At 67.1% G+C, this 20,224-nt stretch carries 17 protein-coding genes; 4 read left to right on the top strand and 13 right to left on the bottom strand.

All coding sequences use genetic code 11. The features are described 5' to 3' along the window. Positions 1-66: 66 nt before the first annotated feature. Genes QPR87_RS00320 through QPR87_RS00305 form a run of 4 tightly spaced genes read left to right on the top strand, consistent with a single transcriptional unit; the run spans position 67 to position 4,536 of the window. Positions 67-999, top strand: a complete 933-nt coding sequence (locus QPR87_RS00320; protein ID WP_285047591.1) for a dihydrodipicolinate synthase family protein — start codon at positions 67-69, stop codon at positions 997-999. Position 1,000: 1 nt separating this feature from the next. After that, positions 1,001-2,575, top strand: coding sequence for an aldehyde dehydrogenase (NADP(+)) (locus QPR87_RS00315; protein WP_285047590.1), 1,575 nt, complete (start codon positions 1,001-1,003; stop codon positions 2,573-2,575). Further along, complete coding sequence (locus tag QPR87_RS00310; protein WP_285047588.1) at positions 2,572-3,378, top strand: shikimate dehydrogenase family protein; 807 nt, start codon at positions 2,572-2,574, stop codon at positions 3,376-3,378. The genes QPR87_RS00315 and QPR87_RS00310 overlap by 4 nt, the downstream gene beginning before the upstream one ends. A 21-nt stretch (positions 3,379-3,399) precedes the next feature. After that, a complete protein-coding gene (locus QPR87_RS00305) occupies positions 3,400-4,536 on the top strand; it encodes a fumarylacetoacetate hydrolase family protein (RefSeq protein ID WP_285047587.1) in 1,137 nt (378 codons plus the stop codon). Positions 4,537-4,774: 238 nt separating this feature from the next. Here QPR87_RS00305 and QPR87_RS00300 read toward each other — a convergent pair whose 3' ends face one another. From QPR87_RS00300 to QPR87_RS00240, 13 genes are all read right to left on the bottom strand, one after another. Continuing rightward, on the bottom strand, positions 4,775-5,443 hold the full coding sequence (locus tag QPR87_RS00300) for a pyridoxine/pyridoxamine 5'-phosphate oxidase (protein WP_285047586.1): 669 nt from the start codon (positions 5,441-5,443) through the stop codon (positions 4,775-4,777). Then, positions 5,444-6,001 carry a histidine phosphatase family protein gene (locus QPR87_RS00295; protein WP_285047585.1) on the bottom strand — a complete coding sequence of 186 codons (558 nt, stop codon included), beginning with the start codon at positions 5,999-6,001 and terminating at the stop codon, positions 5,444-5,446. Positions 6,002-6,004: 3 nt separating this feature from the next. Then, a complete protein-coding gene (locus QPR87_RS00290) occupies positions 6,005-7,048 on the bottom strand; it encodes an ABC transporter ATP-binding protein (RefSeq protein WP_011750880.1) in 1,044 nt (347 codons plus the stop codon). 12 nt (positions 7,049-7,060) lie between these two features. Beyond that, positions 7,061-8,791: an ABC transporter permease gene (locus QPR87_RS00285; protein WP_285047584.1), complete on the bottom strand. Its 1,731-nt coding sequence runs from the start codon at positions 8,789-8,791 to the stop codon at positions 7,061-7,063. 76 nt (positions 8,792-8,867) lie between these two features. After that, positions 8,868-10,190 (bottom strand): ABC transporter substrate-binding protein, encoded by a 1,323-nt coding sequence (locus tag QPR87_RS00280; RefSeq protein WP_285047583.1) that lies wholly within the window; start codon positions 10,188-10,190, stop codon positions 8,868-8,870. A gap of 165 nt (positions 10,191-10,355) precedes the next feature. After that, positions 10,356-11,627, bottom strand: coding sequence for a sigma-54-dependent transcriptional regulator (locus QPR87_RS00275; protein ID WP_285047582.1), 1,272 nt, complete (start codon positions 11,625-11,627; stop codon positions 10,356-10,358). Position 11,628: 1 nt separating this feature from the next. Continuing rightward, complete coding sequence (locus tag QPR87_RS00270) at positions 11,629-13,581, bottom strand: ATP-binding protein (protein ID WP_285047581.1); 1,953 nt, start codon at positions 13,579-13,581, stop codon at positions 11,629-11,631. Continuing rightward, a complete protein-coding gene (locus tag QPR87_RS00265) occupies positions 13,578-14,765 on the bottom strand; it encodes an ABC transporter substrate-binding protein (protein ID WP_285047580.1) in 1,188 nt (395 codons plus the stop codon). Before QPR87_RS00265 ends, QPR87_RS00270 begins: the two co-directional genes overlap by 4 nt. A gap of 160 nt (positions 14,766-14,925) precedes the next feature. Then, on the bottom strand, positions 14,926-15,612 hold the full coding sequence (gene aphA, locus QPR87_RS00260; RefSeq protein WP_285047579.1) for an acid phosphatase AphA: 687 nt from the start codon (positions 15,610-15,612) through the stop codon (positions 14,926-14,928). Positions 15,613-15,731: 119 nt separating this feature from the next. Next, positions 15,732-16,532, bottom strand: a complete 801-nt coding sequence (locus QPR87_RS00255) for a MurR/RpiR family transcriptional regulator (RefSeq protein ID WP_158659358.1) — start codon at positions 16,530-16,532, stop codon at positions 15,732-15,734. Positions 16,533-16,560: 28 nt separating this feature from the next. Then, positions 16,561-17,412, bottom strand: coding sequence for an inositol monophosphatase family protein (locus QPR87_RS00250; protein WP_285047578.1), 852 nt, complete (start codon positions 17,410-17,412; stop codon positions 16,561-16,563). Between the two features lie 2 nt (positions 17,413-17,414). After that, complete coding sequence (locus tag QPR87_RS00245) at positions 17,415-18,518, bottom strand: ABC transporter ATP-binding protein (RefSeq protein ID WP_011750871.1); 1,104 nt, start codon at positions 18,516-18,518, stop codon at positions 17,415-17,417. A 6-nt stretch (positions 18,519-18,524) separates the two neighbouring features. Next, positions 18,525-20,216: an ABC transporter permease gene (locus tag QPR87_RS00240; RefSeq protein WP_011750870.1), complete on the bottom strand. Its 1,692-nt coding sequence runs from the start codon at positions 20,214-20,216 to the stop codon at positions 18,525-18,527. Between the last annotated feature and the right edge of the window lie 8 nt (positions 20,217-20,224).

Genomic DNA, 20,224 nt, shown 5'->3' with positions numbered 1-20,224 from the left:
CTGCCGTTGCCGGGCCCGACCAGGCCCGGCAACCCGCCACATCACTCAAGTAGACAGGAATTCCCCATGACCACCGACCGTCCCGCGTCCTACAAGGGCCTGTTCCCGGTTGCGCCGACTCCGTTTCACGACAATGGCGATATCGATCTCGAAGGCCAGCGCCGTGTCCTTGATTGCATGATCGATCAGGGGGTCGATGGCATCTGCCTGCTTGCCAACTATTCCGAACAGTTCCTGCTGACCGACGAGGAACGCCGCATCCTGACCGAGGACAGCCTGTCCCATGTCGCAGGCCGCGTGCCGGTCATGGTGACATGCAGCCATTTCAGCACTCGCATCGCCGCCGAACGCGCCGCCCATGCCCGCGAACACGGCGCGGCCCTGCTGATGATGATGCCCCCCTATCACGGCGCGGGTGTCCTGCGCGTCGATGAGCAGGCGATCTACGACCATTTCGCGCAGGTGCAGGACGCCGCGCAGATCCCGATCATGGTGCAGGACGCGCCGCTCAGCGGGGTGCATCTGTCCGTTCCCTTCCTGGTCCGGCTGGCGACCGAACTGCCGCTGGTGCGCTATTTCAAGATCGAGGTGCCCGGCACCGCCGCCAAGCTGCGCGCCCTGATCGCCGCCGGCGGCGACTTCATCGAAGGCCCCTTCGACGGCGAAGAGGCGATCACCCTGATGGCCGACCTGGACGCGGGGGCCACGGGCGTCATGTCCAGCGCACTGCTGCCCGACCTGATCCGCCCGGTGATCGCGCATCACGCCGCAGGGGATCGCGACAAGGCCGCCGCCGCCTATCAGCGCATCCTACCGCTGATCAACTATGAAAACCGCCAATGCGGGTTGCGCGCCGCCAAGATCGTGATGGCCGAGGGCGGCGTGATCGGCTCGGACGCCGTGCGCCACCCGCTTGAGCCCGTGCATCCGGCCACGCGCGAGGGGCTGCTGGAACTGGCCCGCGAAGTGCAGCCGCTGGCGTTGAACTGGGGGAAATAGAATGACATCGACCCTGACCGGCGCGCTGTTCATCGGCGCGACCCGCCGCCCAGGCACTCATGGCCAGATCCTCGCCATCGAGGCCACGACCGGCGCGCGCATCCAGCCGGCCTTCGGCGGCGCTTCGCCCGCCGACCTGGACGACGCCTGCGCACTGGCCGCTGCCGCCTTCGATCCGTTCCGCGCCCTGCCGCTGGAACGGCGCGCGCAGTTTCTGGAGGCCGTGGCGCAGAACATCCTCGACCTTGGCGATGAACTGGTCGAGCGCGCCATGCAGGAAACCGGCCTGCCCCGCCCCCGGATCGAGGGCGAGCGCGGCCGCACCGTCGGCCAGTTGCGCCTGTTCGCAGGCGTGGTGCGCGACGGCGGCTTTCTGGATTTGCGCATCGACCCGGCCCTGCCCGACCGCCAGCCATTGCCGCGTCCCGACCTGCGGCTGCGCAATGTTCCGGTCGGGCCGGTCGCGGTCTTCGGCGCCTCGAACTTTCCGCTGGCCTTCTCGGTCGCAGGCGGCGACACGGCCTCGGCCTTCGCGGCCGGCTGCCCGGTGGTGGTAAAGGCCCATTCGGCCCATCCCGGCACCTCGGAACTGGTCGCCCGCGCGGTGGCAAAGGCGGTGGCCGATTGCGGCCTGCCGGAAGGCGTCTTCTCGATGATCTTCGCCGAGGATCGCGCCGTCGCGCAGGCGCTTGTCGCCGATCCGCGCATCAAGGCGGTGGGCTTTACCGGCTCTCGCACCGCGGGCACCGCCTTCATGAAGATCGCCGCCGCGCGGCCCGAGCCGATCCCGGTCTATGCCGAAATGAGCAGCATCAACCCCGTCCTGCTGCTGCCCGCCGCGCTGGCCGCGCGGGGTGCGCAGATCGGCACCGCCTTTGCCGCTTCGCTGACGATGGGCGCCGGGCAGTTCTGCACCAATCCCGGCCTGATCCTTGTCATCGAGGGCGAGGGGCTGGACGATTTCCTTGCCGCAGCAATCCGGGCGATCACCAAGGCCGCCCCCGCGACCATGCTGACGCCGGGCATCCTTGCCGCCTATACGCGTGGCGTCGCGGCACTGTCCGGGCATGACGCGGTGGAAACCGTCGCCGCCGGCGCGGCCGCCGACCTGAAGGCCAGCCCGGCGCTTTTCGTCACCGACGCCGCCCGCTTCCTCGCCCGCCCCGAACTGCATGAGGAGGTCTTCGGTGCTGCTTCGCTGGTCGTGCGCTGCCCCGACCTTGCCGCGATGACGGCGGTGATCGAGGCGCTGGAGGGACAGTTGACCGCCGCGCTGCACATGGACGAGGCCGACCACGACACCGCGCGCGGTCTGCTGCCGCTGCTGGAGCGCAAGGTCGGGCGGATCCTGGTCAACGGTTTCGGCACCGGCGTCGAGGTCGCCCATGCGATGGTGCATGGCGGGCCGTTCCCCGCGACGGCGGACGGGCGCTCGACCTCGGTCGGCAGCCTTGCCATCGCCCGCTTCCTGCGTCCGGTCTGCTATCAGGATCTGCCGCAGGGCTTGTTGCCGCCGGAACTGCAAGGCGACGGCGCGGGTCTGCCTCGTCGTCTGGATGGGAGGCCGACCCTGTGAGCGCGCGCGATCTGACCGAAATCACCGGCAAGACCCGGGTTCTGGGCATCCTTGCCGACCCTATCGGCCATGTGAAGGCTCCGCCCGGCATCAACGCCATCGCCATCCGGCGCGGCCGCGATGCGGTGATGGTGCCGCTTCAGGTCGCACCCGAGGATCTGGCCCAATTCGCCGATGCGTTGCGAAAGCTGAAAAGCTATGACGGCGGCATCGTGACGGTGCCGCACAAGGGGGCCATGGCCGGCATCTGCGACGAGATCACGCCGCGCGCCCGGATGATGGGCGCGGTAAACGTGATCCGGCGCGAGGACGACGGACGGCTGGTCGGCGACATGCTGGACGGGGCGGGCTTCATCGCCGGGCTGGAATCGCAGAGCATCGCCCTCGCGAACCGGCGCGTCTATCTGGTCGGCGCCGGCGGCGCGGCCAGCGCCATCGCCTTTGCCATGGCCGAGGCGGGCGTGGCACATCTGACGCTGGCCAATCGCACCACCGCCAAGGCGCAAGAGCTTTGCGACCGCATCCGCGCCGCCTTTCCCGAATCCTCGGTCGCGGTCGGCGGCGCCAACCCCTCGGGACATGACATCGTCGTCAACGGCACCTCGCTGGGGATGCGGCCGGGCGACGCGATCCCGCTGGATGTCGCGGGGCTGACCCCCGGCATGGTCGTGGCCGAGGTCATCATGGAGCCGGAGATCACCCCGCTTCTGGCCGAGGCACAGGCGCGCGGCTGCCGCATCCACCTGGGCAAGCCTATGCTGGAGCAGCAGCTTGAACTGATGGCCAGCTTCTTCAAGCTGTAAGCCGCCAAGGAAAGGCAAAGCATGATCGACGATCCTTCCGGCCTGTGGCTCGGCCGCGTCTGGCTGCCTCAGGCGGCCGGCCCCGCCGTGGTCACATTGCGAAACGGCAACCTGGTCGAGGTAACCGCCCCCGGCGCCGCCACCGTCTCGGATATCTGCGAGATGGACGACCCTGCCGGCTGGCTGCGCGCCGCCCCCGGCAGGGTTCTGGGCCGGCTTGACGACATCGCGGCGGCACCCATAGGCGACACGTCGCGCATCCACCTGCTGGCGCCCTGCGATTTGCAGGTGATCAAGGCCTGCGGCGTGACCTTCGCGCAATCCATGGTCGAGCGCGTGATCGAGGAAAAGGCCGGCGGCGACCCCGTCCGCGCCCAGGCGATCCGCGACCGCATCACCGCCATCATCGGGGAATCGCTGCGCGACATCCGCGCCGGCTCGCCCGAGGCGGCGGCCGTCAAGCAAGCCCTGATCGGCGAGGGCATGTGGTCGCAATATCTTGAGGTCGGCATCGGCCCCGACGCCGAAGTCTTCACCAAGGCCCCGGTCCTCAGTTCCGTGGGCGCCGGGGCCCAGATCGGCCTGCATCCCATCAGCAACTGGAACAACCCCGAACCGGAGGTGGTGCTGGCGGTGTCCTCTCGCGGACGCATCGTTGGCGCGTCGCTTGGCAATGACGTGAACTTGCGCGACGTCGAAGGACGTTCGGCACTGCTTCTGGGCAAGGCCAAGGACAACAATGCAAGCTGTGCCATCGGCCCGATGATCCGGCTGTTCGATGACAGGTTCTCGCTGGACGACGTGCGTCGGGCGGAACTGGCGCTGACCGTCGAGGGCGAGGACGGCTATGTTCTGCATGGGCGTTCATCCATGGCGCAGATCAGCCGCGATCCCGCGGATCTCGTCGCCCAGACCATCGGCGCCCATCACCAGTATCCCGACGGGCTCATGCTGTTTCTTGGCACGCTTTTCGCTCCGACCGAGGATCGCGATATCAAGGGCGAGGGTTTCACCCACAAGCCGGGCGACCGCGTGACGATCTCGTCTCCCGGGCTTGGCACGCTGACGAATACCGTGCGATTGTCGACGGAATGCCCACCCTGGCGCTTCGGTCTGCGTGACCTGATGCGCAATCTGTCCAGCCGGGGTCTGCTGTAGCTGCCAAACGGATGCCGCACCCGTCATCGGTGCGAACGCTCCGGCTACCCTCAAAGCATGTAGGAGAGATGACCGGAGGCGGACAGGCAGATCGCAGCACCGAAAATCGTTGCTCCGACTGCCAGTGTCCCCCACGGCACCCCATTTCCACTTTTCCAAGGTGGGCGGTTGGGCGCACCGCGATTCACACCTCCAGGAATCAATTGCAGGAAACCCAAGCGGCGCCGTCTTTCACGCGTCAGGGCCAGAGCAGTTCCTTGTCCCAATTTGCATCCGCCTCGTTCCGTCGAAAAACCAGCCGGTTGTGCAGCCTGTCGGTTGCGCCCTGCCAGAACTCGACCACCTCGGGCATGACCGCATAGGCCCGCCAAACTTGCGCCACCTTATCGGGTGCGGCGGCGATGCGGGCCTTCGCTTCGGCGATGGCAGACACGACCTCGGACGCGGCGTCCAGCGGCGCGCTCTGCCGTTCCAATAACACATTGGCACGCGCATCGACCGAACGGGCCAGGAAATCCTGTGCGCATTCTGCGGCGTCCAGTGCCACCGCCCTGCCCCGGATGCGCACCTGACGGCCCAGCCTCTGCCAGTAGAAGGTCAGGGCGACGGCGGGATTGGCCTCGATCTGGCGGCCCTTGGGGCTGGCGGCGCTGATGGCGAAATGCCAGCCACGATCATCGACGTTCTTCAGGATCAGCATGCGCGCGTCGGGATGGCCCTCGGCATCGACGGTCGACAGCGTCATGGCATGAGGCTCGGCGAGCCCGGCCGCGATGGCCCCGTCCAGCCAGTCGAGGAACAGGGCCTGCGGACTGTCGCCCACTGCGCTGAAATCGACGGGATCGAACGGGCCTTCCAGCGCCTTCAAGTCACGCAGTCGTTGCCGGGTCGTGCCGGATGATGTCATCTATCCCTCCTGAACCTGCCTGTCCGCGGTCAAGGTCAGCCTGACCAGTTCGCCATTGCCAGGCGCCTGCCGCGGCATCCCCTCGCCTCCGTCGAGCATCAGCCGCAAGCCGCCCAGCCATGCGCCATGCCCGAAGGCCAGCACCGGCCCCCGCGCGGCCAGGATACGCTGGCGCACCCGCATGATCCGGGCGGTGAAATCGGCGAATGTCTCGCCCAGGGGTAGGGTATGCGGCGCACTTTGCCATGCGCCGGGATGGGCGGCCTCCAGATCGGCCCATGTGCGGCCCTCCCAGTCGCCGAAGGCGATCTCGGCCAGATCGGGGTCGGGTTCCGCCGTCGCGAACCCATGCAACTCCGCCGTGCGGCGCGCGCGTCCCAACGGAGAGGTCAGGACCAGCGCGAAGTCCCGCCCCGCCAGCGCCTGCCGGTTGGCGGCCAGCACCGTCATGTCCTGCGGGCCAAGCGGATCGTCCAGCGCAATGTCGCGCTGGCCCTGCAAGCGGCCTTGGGCATTCCACGGCGTGCGGAAATGACGGATGAACCAGAACTCGGCCATGTCTCAATCCGCCAGCAGGGGGGCGCTCTGGCTGTCGATGGACAGGGACACGGTTGCGCCTTCGTCGTAAGGCGGCTGGCCGGAAGAATGCAGCGTATCGACGATGATCTGGCCGTCCGGGGTCTCGACCAGATAGCGGATCTGGCTGCCCAGGAACTCGCGATGCGCCACCCTGCCCGCAATCTCGCCGCCCGAGCCGCTGATGCGGATGTTCTGCGGGCGCAGCACGATGCGATTCGCATCCCCTAGCGGAGCGGCCACGGGCAGGCGCTGGCCCGCCGCGGTCACGAAATCCGGGCCCTGCATGGCGCCTTTCAGGATGTTCGCGGTGCCGAGGAACCCCGCGACGAAGGCATTCGCCGGCTGGTCGTAAAGCTGCTGCGGGGTGCCGATCTGCTGGATCACGCCCTTGTCCAGCACCGCCATCCGGTCCGAGGTGGTGTTGGCTTCTTCCTGGTCATGGGTGACGAAAATCGTCGTCAGGCCCAGCTTGCGCTGCAAGGCCAACAATTCGCGCCGCATCTGGACCCGCAGCGCGGCGTCGAGATTCGACAGCGGCTCGTCCAGCAACAGCACCTGCGGCTCGATGGCGATGGTGCGCGCCAAGGCGACCCGCTGCTGCTGGCCGCCCGAAAGCTGCGCGGGCATCCGGTCGGCCAGGTGCAAAAGGCCCACGGTTTCCAGCGCGCGCTCGACCCTGGGGCCGATCTCGCGGGCGGGCATCCGGCGTTCCTCAAGCCCGAAGGCCACGTTGCGGCGCACCGACATATGCGGCCACAGCGCATAGGACTGGAACACCATGCCCACGTTGCGCTTCCACGGCGGCAGCTTCGCGATGTCGCGATCCCCGATCAGGATGCGCCCGCGCGGTGTCGGCCCGAACCCCGCAATCGCGCGCAGCAGCGTCGATTTGCCCGAGCCCGAGGGGCCGAGGAAGGCGAAGAACTCGCCCGGCTCGATGACCATGTCGATGCCTTCCAGCACCTTGGTGTCGCCGAACGACAGGTGCAGATCCTCGATGCGGATGCCGGCTTTGGTCTGTGTCATCTGTTCCGTCTCCTAGTGCTGCTGGCCGGTCATGGTCTGGCGGGCGCGTTCGCGCTCGATGATGCGTTGCGACAGGTAAGTGCCAAGCGCCACGATCACCACGGCAAGGATGCCAAGCGCGGCGCCGGGGCCGCGTCCGGCGGGCGATTGCATGTAAAGATAGATGCCATAGGCCAGGGGCGCGTCCGAGGACCGCCCGACCAGCATGATCGTGGCCGACAACTCGACCGCCGCAGTGGCGAAGCTGGTGACGAAGCCGGCAAGGATGCCGCCCGTCATCAGCGGCACCACGATGCGTCGGATGGTGCTGGCGCGCGAAGCGCCAAGGCTTTCGGCGGCTTCCTCAAGCGACAGCGAGACCTGTTGCAGCGCCGCCATGCAGGCGCGCAGGGCGTAAGGCAGCCGCCGCACCGCCAGCGCCACGATGATGATGCCCCAGAAGCTGGACATCTGGCCCAGGCCGAAGGGAAGCTGGATGCCGTGGAACATGCGCAGATAGCCGATGCCCAGCACCACCCCCGGCACGGCCAGCGCGGCGGTCGCCATATAGTCCAGCCATTTGCGCCCCGCCACCTTGGTGCGGATCACGATATAGGCGATGGCGGTGCCCAGCACGACGTCGATCAGCGCCGCCGATCCGGCATAGACGATCGTATTCCAGACATATTGCGAGGACTGGGTGAAGATCGTCCCGAAATGCTGCACGGTGAACCCGTCGGGCAACGGCGAAAACGACCAGATCGTGCCGAAGGCCAGCAGCAGCAGCCCCAGATGCGGCGACAGCACCATGGCGAGGATCAGCACGATCACGCCCCAGGCCAGCCATTTCTCGCTCGCCTTCAGGTCACGGCGCGACAGGCCCCCGCCGCCTTTCTGCACGGTCGCGTAATCCTTGCCGCGCATGAACAGAAAGGACGCCCAGAGCGAAAAGACCGAGAACGCCACCAGGATGAACGAGATCACATAGCCCATCGGGTCGTTGATCCCGACCCCGGTGATGCGCAGATAGGCCTGCGGGGCCAGCATGTTGTTGACGTTCAGCAAAAGCGGCGTGCCCAGGTCGTCGAAGACCTTGATGAAGACCAGCGCCGCCCCGGCCAGATAGCCCGGCATCGCCAGCGGAAAGACGATGCGCCGGAACATCCGCACCCCGTGCGAGCCGAGGTTCTGCGCCGCCTCCTCCATCGAGCGGTCGATATTGCGCAGGCTGGCCGACAGGTTGATCAGGATGAAGGGGAAATAATGGATCGACTGGACCAGGATGACGCCGTTCAACCCCTCCATGAACGGAATGCGGAAGCCGAAATACTGGTTCAGAAGCAGGTTGATCGAGCCGTTGCGCCCGAACAGCAGCGACATGGCGACCGCGCCGACAAAGGGCGGCATGATCAGCGGGATGATCCCCAGCGCCTGGATCGCCGCCGTGCCCGCGAAGTTGAAGCGCGTGGTGATATAGGCCAGGGGCAGCGCGATCAGCGTCGCCACCACCACCGACATCGCCGAGACGTAGAACGAGTTCACGAAGCTTTCGCGAAACAGCGTCGTGCTGAAGAAATCCTGAAAGTTCTGCAGCGTGAAGGCACCCGTGCGGGCGTCCAGGAATGCCACATAGATCACCTGCGCCACCGGCAGGATCAGGAATGCCATCAGGAAGATCGCGATCAGGATGCCCGCGACGGCGGCACCCGACAGGCGGGGAAACAGCGTGAACCCGCGCGAAGCGGTCTGGGATGTGTCGGGCATGGTGTCCTCGGGGCGTCAGAGGGGCGTGACGGATACCCGCGCCACCAGGGGCGGCGCGGGATCGGACTTCCTGCGGTCAGTTCAACGCGGCGGCCTGGTCGGCCAGCTCCTTCGCCTTGCGGTAATTCTCGACCGCGAAGCTGTCCCAGGACTGTTCGACCTCGGCCTGACGGCCGACGACCTCGGTATCGGGCTCCGCACGCGAGATGGTGAAGACCTGCGTGAAGGACGGGTCCAGCGATTGCTCCTCGGTGATCGGCATGGCCTCGACCAATGCGCGGGCCTCGGCGATCAGGGCGGCGGCTTCCTCGTTGCCGGTCTCGGCATGGGCGGCCTCGGCCTTCTGCACGGCGGCGACGGCAGCGCGCAGGTCATCCAGCCGATAGGTCACCAGCACGTCGAACAGCGAGTTCACCAGATTGTAGCGCACCCCCGACTTGTCCACGTCGAATTCGATCGCACCCGGCGCGAATTCTTCCGAGAACGGGTTGGGGAATCCCTCGGGCGCGTTGGCATAGGCTTCAGGATTGACCGGCAGGCGCATGATCGCGGGGTTCAGCAGCACCTGCTGGCCCTCGGGCGACAGCAAGAACTCGACGAATTGCCTGGCGCCCTCCTGGTTGGGGGCATTCTCGATGATGCCGATATTGGCGGGAACGATGGCGGTCACGCTGGGATAGACCAGTTCGACCGGAAAGCCCGACGCCTTGGACGCCAGGCCGAAGAAGTCGATCACGATGCCGAAGCCCGTCGCGCCCGAATTCACCGCATCGGGCACGCCGAAGCTGCGCTCGGTCACGGTGTTCATGTTGCCCGAGATCCACTTCCACGTCGCCCAACCCTGGTCCCAGCCCTCGCCTTGCAGCACGGTCTCGACCGTCAGGTGGGTGGTGCCGGAACGCGAGGGCGAGGACATCGCGACATGGCCGTTATATTCGGCGCGCTTCAAGTCCTCCCATTCCTGCGCGACGGGCAGGTCGTTGGCCTGAACATAGCGGGTATTATACATGATCCCGTAACCCGAGGCGGCAAAGCCGAAATAGGTGCCGTCGGGATCGTGGACCGGATAGCCGCCGATGGCGTCGGGGATGCCCTCGAACTGCACGTCGACCTTGGCCAGCAGCCCTTCCTCCTTCAGCACCTCGAAGGCGTCGGGGGCCGAGGCCCACATCAGGTCGATGGTGTTGGCGCTGCGGGTCTCTTGCAGATGCGAGACGGCGGCGTTGGTGTTGCGGCTGACCACCTCCAGCGTCGTGCCGGGATATGCCGTCTCGAAGGCGGCCTTGAACGGGTCGGTCAGGTCGCGCGGGAACGAGGTCACCACCGTCACCGTATCGGCGAAGGCGGCAGCCGAGGTCATCATCAGCGCGGCGGCGCTGAGCGTAAGCATTCTGTTCATGTTTCTCCTCCCAGAGGCGTCAGGTGGGCCGGGACAGGCCGGCATTCCATTGGCGCGCGACAACTGTGCATGACGCCTGATAGCCTTGCAAGTATTTGTTTTAATTAATTATTATGGGTCATTTTCGACACGCTCGATGGGTCGTTCCTGACCCATCCGGGTGGCTCACAGCATGTCGAGATGGCGCAGTCGCAGGTAAAGCCGCTTGCGCGGGATGCCCAGAAGTGCGGCGGCCTCGGCCTTGCGCCCGCCGGTCTGGATCAGCGCGGATCGCAGCAGGCGGGCCTCGAAACCCTCCATCGCGGCGTCATAGCCCATGCCGGCCGTCTCGCCCCCGGGGCCCGGCGTCGGAAAGTCGGTATCCAACCCGATCACCAGCCGCTCGGCCAGGTTGCGGGCCTCGCGGACATTGCCGGGCCAGTCGTGATAAGCGATCCGGCGGCGCAGGACGCTGTCGATATGGGGTTTCGGCAGATCGTGGCGGGCGGCGGCCTCGGCAGCGAAATGGGCGACCAGCAGGGCAGCGTCATCCTCGCGGTCGCGCAAAGAAGGCAGAGGCAGCGTGGCGTTGAAGCGATGAAACAGGTCGGCGCGCAGCCGCCCTTCGGCCACCAGCGCATCGGGCGGGCGCTTGACGCTGCCGAGGATACGCAGATCGACCGGACGGGGGGCCGCGCCAAGCGGGGTGATCTCGCGCGATTCGACCACGCGCAGCAGGCGGACCTGAAGCCCGTCAGGCATGGATTCAAGCTCGTCCAGATAAAGCGTCCCGCCTTCGGCCCGCGCGATCAGGCCGGGCGCATCGCTGGTGCCGAACAGTTCCCGGTCCACCTCGGGCTCCGACAGCGCGCCGCAGTTGATGGCGACGAAAGGCCCCTCGCCACGCGGGGACAGGTCGTGCAGGATGCGGGCCACCAGTTCCTTGCCGGTGCCGGTCTCGCCCGCGATCAGCAGATCGAGTTGCAGGCCCGCCAGCGCGCGCAGCCTCTGGCGCAAGTCCTGCATGGCGGCGGATCGCCCGATCAGGCGGTCCTCGATCCGTATCTGGCGCAGGCGGGCGTTTTCCAGATGCAGGTCGCGCATCGCCTGCGCCCGCTTCAGCACATCCAGCATCAGTTCCGGCGCGCAGGGCTTTTCCAGAAAGTCATGCGCCCCGCCCCGCATGGCGCGGATCGCGGCGGGCACGTCGCCATGGGCGGTGATCAGGACGAAGGGCACATCCGGCGCAACCCCGCGCGCGCGATCCAGAAAATCCAACCCCGAAAGCCCCGGCATCCGCAGGTCCGACAGGATCACGCCCGGAAAATCAGGCCGCAGCACGTCCAGCGCGGGCGCCGCGGCGTCGAAGGCATGGACCCGGAAACCGGCCAGTTCCAGCGTCTCGGCAGTCGCCTGCCGCAGGTCGGCATCGTCCTCGACCAGCATCACCTCGGGCATGTCATCCCTCCTCCTGCCAGCGGTTCAGGCGCAGCCGGACCTCGGCGCCGCCTTCGGCGTGCTGCTCGATTTCCAGATGCCCGCCCATGTCCTGCATGACGTTGAACGCGATGGAAAGGCCAAGGCCAAGCCCCTTGCCCGGCTCCTTGGTGGTCACGAAAGGATCGGTCAGCGTCTGCCCGCTCTGGCCCTCCAAGCCCACGCCATTGTCGCGAACGACCAGCAGGACGGGGTCGCGTGCCTGCAACTCGATACGGATCAGGCCCGGCTCGGAGGCATTCTCGCGTGCCCCGATCGCATCCAGCGCATTGCCCAGGATGTTCAGCAGCACCTGCTCCAGCAGGATCTCGTCCCCTGCGACCGCCAGCCCGGCCAGATCGGCACAGTCCACGCGCACGCCCTCGGCCCGCAGGCGGTGGTCCAGCAGGTCCAGCGCGGCCTGCACCGGCTCGGCCAGCATCACCCGCGCATTGCGATGGGCCGAGCGGCGCGCGATACGGCGCAGATGGCCGATGGTGCGGGTGATGCGCTCCAGCAGCGCCTCGATCCGCGCGATGGCCGGGCGGGCATCGGGATGAGCCGCGCCAAGGTTGTGCAGGCGGTGGCCGATGGCGGCCAGCGGCTGGTTGATCTCATGGCTGATCGCGGCGGACATCTGGCCAAGCGCCGCCATCTTGCCCGCCTGCACCAGTTCGCGCTGCGTCATTTCCAGCCGCTCAAGCGCCTGCTGGCGGGCCTGGACCGAGGCGCGGAAGACCTCGACCGCGCGGGCCATCTCGGCGATCTCGTCGCCTTGGGGGCGGGGCATGTCGGAATCGCTGCCTGCGATCCGGGTCAGGTCGGCGGAAAGCGCCTCGATCCGCAGCAGGATGCGGTTGTGGACAAAGACCGCCAGGATCATGGCCGTCGCCGCCGCACCCAGCAGCGTCACCAGCCCCAGCCAGACCGAACCGCGCAGGATCGCCGTTGCGGCGGCATCGGCGCGGCGCTGCGCCCCGATCCGCTCGGTCCGGCCCAGATCGGTCAAAAGCGCCTGCATCCTGGCCAGGGCGGCCTGTGCGGTCTGCAATTCGGACACGGCGGCGCGGTGCAACTCCAGCCGCTGCTGTTGCTGGACAAAGATGCTGTCCGACCCCGAGGCCAGCGCCTTCAGCCGGTCCAGCGCCTGCATCAGCAGCGTCACATCGACACGCTGCGGCAGGTTCAGTTGCGCCAGCGCCAGCCGGTCCAGCGTATCGCGGCCAAGCATGCCGGTCTGTTCCAGCGCGTCCAGGCTGTCGGCCGAGCGCGCCTGCAACAGAAGCGCGGTCAGCGTCGCTGCCTCGGAGCCGATCTGCTGCACCCGGTCGCGCAGCAGCCAGTCCTGCGACAGCGCCTGCTCAGCCCCGGCGCGCGCATCCGGGTCGGTATTCACGACCAGCGCCGCCAGCTGCGTATCCATGTTGAAGGACAGGTCGCTGAGGATCCCCTGCACCTGATCCTGCACATCGGCGTGGATCCAGCGCAGGTCGGCCCCGGTTCGGGCATCAAGCCGCGCGCGCCGGGTCAGGTCGGCGCTGAGCCTGCCGAAACCCGTCAGCGCGCGGCGCAGGGCGCGCTCGGCCACCTCGATCCCGGCGCGGGTCTCGGCGCGTTCGGGCGCTGCCAGCCAGAGGGGCGAAGCCAGCACCCCCTCGACCCCTTGCGAGGCGCTGTCGATGGCGCGGCGCGTTCCCTCGGCAGGCATGGCGGGGTCGGCGATCATCTGCATTGCCAGCGCGGCCAGTTCGCCCGTCGCCTCGGCCAACTCGCCCGCCAGCGCAACGGCGGGGATGCGGTCCTGCGCCAATGCGCGAAAGTCGCGCTCGGCCCGCAGCATCACCACCATGCCGACCGCCAGCACCCCAGCCGCGATGATCACGACCAGCACCAGCGCCGCCATCAGCCGCCCCCGGATCGAGCCGCGGCGGATCATGGCTGCTCCAATGCACGGATCAGCGCCTCGGCATCGCGCAGGATCGTGTGCGAGCGCTCCGACCATTCCAAAAGCGTCTCGCGATCCGTCGGGACCGAGCGCGCCTGATGTTCGGTCAGCGGCATCCATGTCAGCAGCCGGCGAATGCGGGCACGTTCCGCCGGGGGCGCATCGTCCAGCGCCCGCAGACGCCGCCACAGATCGCGGCGCAGCAGCAGGTCGCGGGCAACGAAGGCCTCGAACAACTGCTTGACCTGCCAGTAGCGGCGCGCGGCCAGTTCGGGATCGTAGCGCGACCAGCTGAAATTCAGCGCAGCCCGGATCGCCGGGTCCAGCGATTCCGACAGCTCGGCGCGGATCTCGGGATCGACCGGAATGCGCCGGATGTCGGGGCGCAGCAGGATGCGCTGCCCCTCGGACGAAAGGACGAAATCGATGAACACCTTCGCCGCCTCGGGCTGGGTGCCGCCCTGCAAGGCGGCGATCCGTGCGGGGATGAGGATGACCGGCCGGCCGTAGCGAAAGACCAGCCCGTCGCGGGCCAGCGCCAGGAAGTCGATGGTCAGGCCGATGGCGAAATCGCCACGTTCGACGCCCTCCAGCACGCCGAAGCTGCGCGCCGAGATGGTGTTCAACTGCCCCGCCAGCTCCAGAATCCACGCCCAGCCCGCCTGCCAGCCGCGATCCTGCAAGATCGTCTCCAGCAGCGAATGCATCGTGCCGGATCGCATCGGATGCGACATGGCGATGCCTTGGGTGAAGGCGGGGTCAAGCAGGTCGTTCCAGTCCTGCGGCACCGGCCCGTCGCGCGGCGCGCGCCAGGTCCATCCGACGGCGGACCAGGCGAAATCCGCATAAGGCCCATCGCCCAGATCGGCCAGACGCCCGGCCTTGTCCAGCACCACGAAAGCCTCGGGCGCCGAAGCCCAGAACAGGTCGAACCCGCGATCATTGCCGGCCAGCACCTCGTCGACGGCGGCATGGGTGTTCTTGTTCAGGACACGGATGCGGATATCGGGGCGGCTGCGCCCAAAGGCCTCCAGCATCGGATCGACCACGTCGGCCTGGTAGGAGGTGATGATCCGCAACTCCTCGGCGGAAACGGGCGCCGCAAGCAGGACCATCGCCCACAGCAGGGCGGCCAGCCTGTATGTTCGGACCCTGGTCTGATTTGGCCGGCGCATGCTTCCTCCCCGATGCGGAACTGTTGCATCCTCGGCATCGGCGAGGCAACCAGCCGAGGTGGGAAACGCCTGGGCATCCCCAAAGCACACCTCATGCGCGGCCTTTCAAAGCTTTCCCCTGCCTCTGTTCCATTGGCGCTTTCGTCGGCGATCCTGGCGGCTACTGGGTCGAATTGACGATGACCTCTTCGCCGAAACTGCCGTTGCGCGGGTCGGGCTTGTAGCTGGAGTTTTGCGCCCGCATGACGCGGATAGGCCGGATCCCCGCCTCAAGCGCCGCACGCATGTCGCTGTCGGCGTCGCCGTAATAGATCTTCAGCCCGTGATCCTTCAGGAACTGCACCTTGTTTTCCGACGAGGCGGTAAAGACCACGTCATGCATCTTTTCAAGGTCGAAGGCCTTTTGCAGCGTCGCGGTCAGGGTTTCCTCGCCGCTGCCCTTGGTCCGGCCGGTGATGAAATAGATGTCGTCGCCGCGCGCCACATGCATGTCCAGCAATTCGCGCGCAACCTCTTTCGGCATCGAATACTGGTCGCAATTGTTGGTGTGGATGTCGGTCCAGAACTCGTCCATCTTGAGGTAATCCTCGGAACCGGGCGAATACCTGTTCTTGCCGTAATAGAAGCAGGGCGTGGAGAACAGCACCGTATCGTCCACGTCGAAGCCCACGGCCATCGGCGGCTGTCCCTCAAGGCTGGCCGCGATCTGCGGGACCGAGACCCAATGCACCGGCGCGGTCGCCAGCAGCTCCGAGGTGGTGACCCCGGGATTGAGGTTCGAGGCGTCATCTGCCAGCGCGGGCCAGGCGGCAAGCAGCAGCGCGATCATGGTCAGTCGTTTCGACATGGGCGGTCCCTTTCCTTGTCTATGGGCGGCGGCGCGGCCTTCCCGGTCTTGCAATCCGCATCGTTTCCTTCGGTCGGCCGGGCCTGTTCGCGATGCGGGGGCGAACTGTCGCAGCAAGCTCAATGCTCCCCGCCCATTTCTTCGGCCATCGCCGCGAACAGCGCGTCGAGCAGGACATACATCGGCGCCACGCGGCCCGTCGGGACCGCCATCCGGCCCGAGGACTGCCGATAGGCGTTCAAGTTCAGGTTCACATCGGCAAGTGAGGCGACGATGGATCCCTTGGGCGAGATGGCCAGCACCGGCGCTCCGGCCTTGCGCGCGATCTCGATGTTCGAGATGAGGTAGCTGGTCAGCCCCGAGAAGGACAGCACGAACAAAAGGTCGCCCGGCCCCAACAGCGGCGCCGAGTGCATCTGCAAGGTCGGGTCGGAATAGGCCACGGCTGGAATGGCAAGGGCCGCCAGCCGGTGCTGCGCCTCGCTGGCCATGAAGCCCGAGCTGCCATAGCCATAGATATCCACGCGCCGCGCCTTGCCCAGCATGGCGACCGCCGCGCGCAGGGCGCCCAGATCCAGATCGCGCCGTGCCTCCTCGATGGCCTGCCCGGCGCGCTGGAAGATGTCGTCGACCATTGCCGCCAGCGGATCGTCGTTGCCCGACCCCGGCCGCGCCAAAGGTTGCGGCGCGGGCTGGTGCTTGGCCAATTGCTGCGCCAGCTTCAGCCGGAAATCGGGAAAACCGTCGCAGTCCAGCCGCCTGCAGAAGCGGATGATCGAGGGTTCGCTGACCTTTGCGATGCGCGCCGCATCCGAGATCGACCAGGTGATCGCGGTGCTGGGCGTATCCAGCACCGCCTCGGCCACCCGGCGCTCGGCCGGGGTGAAGCTGGCCAGGGATTGACGGATCCGGTCAAGCATCTCACCTCGCGCAGTCAGGACGGCGCCGTCAAAGGGCGCCATGGTCCATCAGTTTCGACAGGCAAGAGCCGGAATAGTCAAACCCCTTCTGCGCCACGACCAGCCTGCGGACGCGGGACAGGTCGTCGTGGCCGGTGCCGATGGGCGCGCCCTCGGCGTCGCGGGCATGGACGATGCCGCCCGCCGCCTGCACCAGTTGCAGCCCCGCTGCGATGTCCCAGGCGCTGAACTTGGATTCGTAGCAGACCACCACCCGGCCCGCCGCGACATAGGCCAGATGCAGCGCGCAGGAGCCCAGCCGCCGCACGGCGCGGAAGCTGTCGACCACATCGGCGAAGCCCGCCAGCGTCTCGGGCGTCGGGCGCGCGCCTTCGTAAGGGGCATTGGTCAAAAGCTCGACCTCGCGGTCGGCAAGCCCCTTGGCATAAAGCGCGACGGGGGCGCCGTTCAGGGTCAGCCGGCCGCTCTCGGCCATGAACAGCTCGTCCCGGATCGGGTCGTAGATCGCGGCGCAGACCGGCCGGCCCTCGTAATAGGCAGCAATCGAGACGCTGAAGAACGGCAGGCCCGAGGCGAAGTTGCTGGTGCCGTCGATCGGGTCGATGATCCAGCTGGCCGGGCCCGCGCCCTGCCAGCCGCTTTCCTCGCCCAGGATGCGCGATTGCGGCAGGCGGTCCCAGATGATGCGGCTGGCCTCGACCTCGGCGGCCTTGTCGGTGACGGTCACGATGTCGAAAAACCCGGCCTTCTGCTCGGTCGCGAGATCGGCGGGCGTGGCGTTCAGGAATGCTTCGCGCGCGATGGCGCCGGCGGCCAGCGCGGCGGCGCGGGCGGTGGCGGCGATTTCGGCGTCGAGGTCGGTCGTGGTCATCAGGTTCATGGTCAGGCTGCTTTCAATGCGTTCGTGTTTTGGTCGTCGGCCAGCATCCAGACCGGCCTTGTGTCCAGCGCCAGCCGCAGGGGCCGGCCCTGTTCGGCGATACCGCCGTGGAAATATTGCGCGTCGGTGACGGTGCATTCCTGCCCGCCGATCTCGGTCAGGTATTCGACATGGCCGCCCTGGAAGACGACGCGCTTGACGGTGGCGGTCAGCGGGCCCTGCGGATCGATGCGCAGGTATTCGGGCCGCAGCACGCAGCGCACGCGCTGGCCGGGGCGCAAGGGATGCGGACCGCGCGGCAGCTCGAAACTGGCGCCGGCGATGCGGGTGCGTACGGTCGCCTCGCCGATTTCCTGCACCTCGCCCTCGAGGATATTGGCCTTGCCCATGAACTCGGCCACGAAGGCGGTGCCGGGGCGGGCATAGACGTTCATCGGCGTGTCGGCCTGTTCTACGACGCCGTTGCGCATCACCACGACGCGGTCGGAAATCGCCATCGCCTCGCTTTGGTCATGGGTGACGTAAAGGCTGGTGATGCCCAGGCGCAGCTGGATCGCCCGCAACTCGTCCCGCATCCGCTCGCGCAGCTGCGCATCGAGGTTCGACAGCGGCTCGTCGAAGAGCAGCACCTTGGGCCGGGTGACCACGGCGCGGGCCAGCGCCACGCGCTGCTGCTGGCCGCCCGACAGGCGCGAGGGCGCGCGGTCGGCATAGGGGGTCAGCGCCATGGTCTCGAGCATCTCGTCCACGCGGCTGTTCAGTTCGGCCTTCGAGAGGTTCTGCAGCTTGGCACCGTATTCGACGTTCTGGCGCACGGTCATGTGCGGAAACAGCGCATAGCTTTGGAACACCATGCCGACATTGCGGGCATTGACCGGCAGATGCGTCACGTCGCGCCCGCCGATGGTGATGCGGCCCGAGGTGGGCGTCTCGAACCCCGCGAGCATCCGCAGCGTGGTGGTCTTGCCGCAACCCGAAGGGCCCAGCAGCGTGACCAGCGAGCCTTCCTCGATGGTCAGGTCCAGGTCTTGTACCGCAAGCCCGCCCGGCGCCCCGCCGGCGGCGGGGAATTGCTTGACGATATTCTGGAAAACGACGTTCGACATGGGATGTCACCTTTCGCGCGCGCTGCGGTTCAGAACGAGTTGCATGAGGGCAAGGATGGCCAGCACCACCACGACCAGGATGCAGCACCAGGCTGCGGCGACGCCGGTCTTGAGCGTCTCGACCTGCGACAGGATGGTCACGGTGATCAGCGTCCAATTGGCCGAGACCAGGAAGATCACCGCGCTGAGCGTGGTCAGCGACCGGGTGAAGGCATAAGCGACCGAGGAAAACAGCGCCGGACGCAGAAGCGGCAGGGTGACGCTGGTGAAGGTCCGGCCGCTGGAGGCGCCAAGGATGGTCGACGCCTCTTCGATCGAGCGGTCGATCTGTTGCAGCTGGTTGGTGCCGGCCTCGATGCCCACCTGCAGGTTCTTGACCACCATGGCCGCGATGATGATGGCGGCGGTGCCGGTCAGCAGCAGGGGCGGCGTGTTGAAGGTGCCGATATAGCCGATGCCCAGGATGGTGCCCGGCGCGGCAAAGGACAAAAGCGTGCCCCAGCGCAGCAGGAAGCTGCCCGGGAAGGCACGGCGCACCAGAAGATAGGCGATCATCATGCCGGCAATCGCCGTAACCGGCGTGGCAATGCCGGCCAGATACAGCGAATTGCCCAGCGTATCGAAGCCGGCGGTGAAGACGGTCCGGTAATGGTCCAGCGTCAGCGTGTTGTTGACGCCCGGCAGCTTGGTGAAGCTGACATAGAACACGGTCGCATAGAACAGCAGGATGGTCAGCGCCAGGAAGTAGCAAACCAGCGACAGCGGCAGCACCACCCGCGCGCCCGAAATGCGGATCGACTGCGCCGTGGGCTTGCCGGTCACGGTGACATAGCTTTTCTTGCTGACCCAATAGCGGTGGATCAGGAAGGCGGTCATCGACGGGATCAGCATCAGGCTGGCCAGCAGCGCGCCGGCGTTCAGGTTGAAATAGCCCACCATCTGCGAATAGGCCTCGACCGCCAGCGTGCTGAACGGCCCGCCGATCAGCATCGGATTGCCGAAATCCTCGACCGATTTGACGAAGACCAGCAGGATGGAGCTGAGGATCGCGGGCGTCACCAGGGGCAGCGTCACCTGCCGGAAGGTGGTCCAACGCGTGCCGCCCAGCGAGGCCGAGGCATCCTCCAGCGCGCTGTCGATGGATTGCAGCATGCCCTTGATGTTCAGATAGGCGATGGGGGTGAAGGCCAGCGACTGGATCAGCACCAGGCTGTGAAAGCCGTAGACATTGGCGTTGCGGATGCCCAGCAGTTCACGCGTGATGAGCCCCGAGCGGCCGAACAGGATCACGATGGCCAGCGCCATGACGAAGGGCGGCGAGATGATCGGCAGCAGCGCCGCCGCGTGGATGAAGCCCTTGCCGGGCATGGTGGTCCGCGTCACGGCAAAGGCCATGACAAAGCCCGCCACCGTTGCGACCAGCGCCGAGGTCGCGCCCAGGATCAGCGTATTGCCAAGCGCGCGCCAGACGAAGGGCTGTGCCAGCGTGGTCTTCAGCGCGGCAAGGTCAAAGCCCTCCGGCGTCCAGACCGCCTGCTTCAGCACGTTGACGATGGGCAGGACGGCGAAGACCAGCACCGAGAGCGTCAGCAGGACGAAGATGCCGAACAGCCAGGGATCGGCAGCGATGCGGCGCAGCGGCGCGGGCAAGGCCCAGCCCGCCCCCGGCCGCGCGGCGGTGTCGGTTTGCAAAGACATGGGGACGG

Origin of the sequence: Paracoccus sp. SSJ (genome assembly GCF_030234105.1) — a bacterium.
Taxonomy (GTDB): domain Bacteria; phylum Pseudomonadota; class Alphaproteobacteria; order Rhodobacterales; family Rhodobacteraceae; genus Paracoccus; species Paracoccus denitrificans.
This window is presented reverse-complemented; position numbering and strand designations above follow the sequence as displayed.

Excerpts from the sequence above, each read along its gene's own strand:
- QPR87_RS00320 (WP_285047591.1), top strand. The coding sequence starts at position 67 with ATGACCACCGACCGTCCCGCGTCCTACAAGGGCCTGTTCCCGGTTGCG.
- QPR87_RS00315 (WP_285047590.1), top strand. The coding sequence starts at position 1,001 with ATGACATCGACCCTGACCGGCGCGCTGTTCATCGGCGCGACCCGCCGC.
- QPR87_RS00305 (WP_285047587.1), top strand. The coding sequence starts at position 3,400 with ATGATCGACGATCCTTCCGGCCTGTGGCTCGGCCGCGTCTGGCTGCCT.
- QPR87_RS00300 (WP_285047586.1), bottom strand. The coding sequence starts at position 5,443 with ATGACATCATCCGGCACGACCCGGCAACGACTGCGTGACTTGAAGGCG.
- QPR87_RS00295 (WP_285047585.1), bottom strand. The coding sequence starts at position 6,001 with ATGGCCGAGTTCTGGTTCATCCGTCATTTCCGCACGCCGTGGAATGCC.
- QPR87_RS00290 (WP_011750880.1), bottom strand. The coding sequence starts at position 7,048 with ATGACACAGACCAAAGCCGGCATCCGCATCGAGGATCTGCACCTGTCG.
- QPR87_RS00285 (WP_285047584.1), bottom strand. The coding sequence starts at position 8,791 with ATGCCCGACACATCCCAGACCGCTTCGCGCGGGTTCACGCTGTTTCCC.
- QPR87_RS00280 (WP_285047583.1), bottom strand. The coding sequence starts at position 10,190 with ATGAACAGAATGCTTACGCTCAGCGCCGCCGCGCTGATGATGACCTCG.
- QPR87_RS00275 (WP_285047582.1), bottom strand. The coding sequence starts at position 11,627 with ATGCCCGAGGTGATGCTGGTCGAGGACGATGCCGACCTGCGGCAGGCG.
- QPR87_RS00270 (WP_285047581.1), bottom strand. The coding sequence starts at position 13,581 with ATGATCCGCCGCGGCTCGATCCGGGGGCGGCTGATGGCGGCGCTGGTG.
- QPR87_RS00265 (WP_285047580.1), bottom strand. The coding sequence starts at position 14,765 with ATGCGCCGGCCAAATCAGACCAGGGTCCGAACATACAGGCTGGCCGCC.
- aphA (WP_285047579.1), bottom strand. The coding sequence starts at position 15,612 with ATGTCGAAACGACTGACCATGATCGCGCTGCTGCTTGCCGCCTGGCCC.
- QPR87_RS00255 (WP_158659358.1), bottom strand. The coding sequence starts at position 16,532 with ATGCTTGACCGGATCCGTCAATCCCTGGCCAGCTTCACCCCGGCCGAG.
- QPR87_RS00250 (WP_285047578.1), bottom strand. The coding sequence starts at position 17,412 with ATGAACCTGATGACCACGACCGACCTCGACGCCGAAATCGCCGCCACC.
- QPR87_RS00245 (WP_011750871.1), bottom strand. The coding sequence starts at position 18,518 with ATGTCGAACGTCGTTTTCCAGAATATCGTCAAGCAATTCCCCGCCGCC.
- QPR87_RS00240 (WP_011750870.1), bottom strand. The coding sequence starts at position 20,216 with ATGTCTTTGCAAACCGACACCGCCGCGCGGCCGGGGGCGGGCTGGGCC.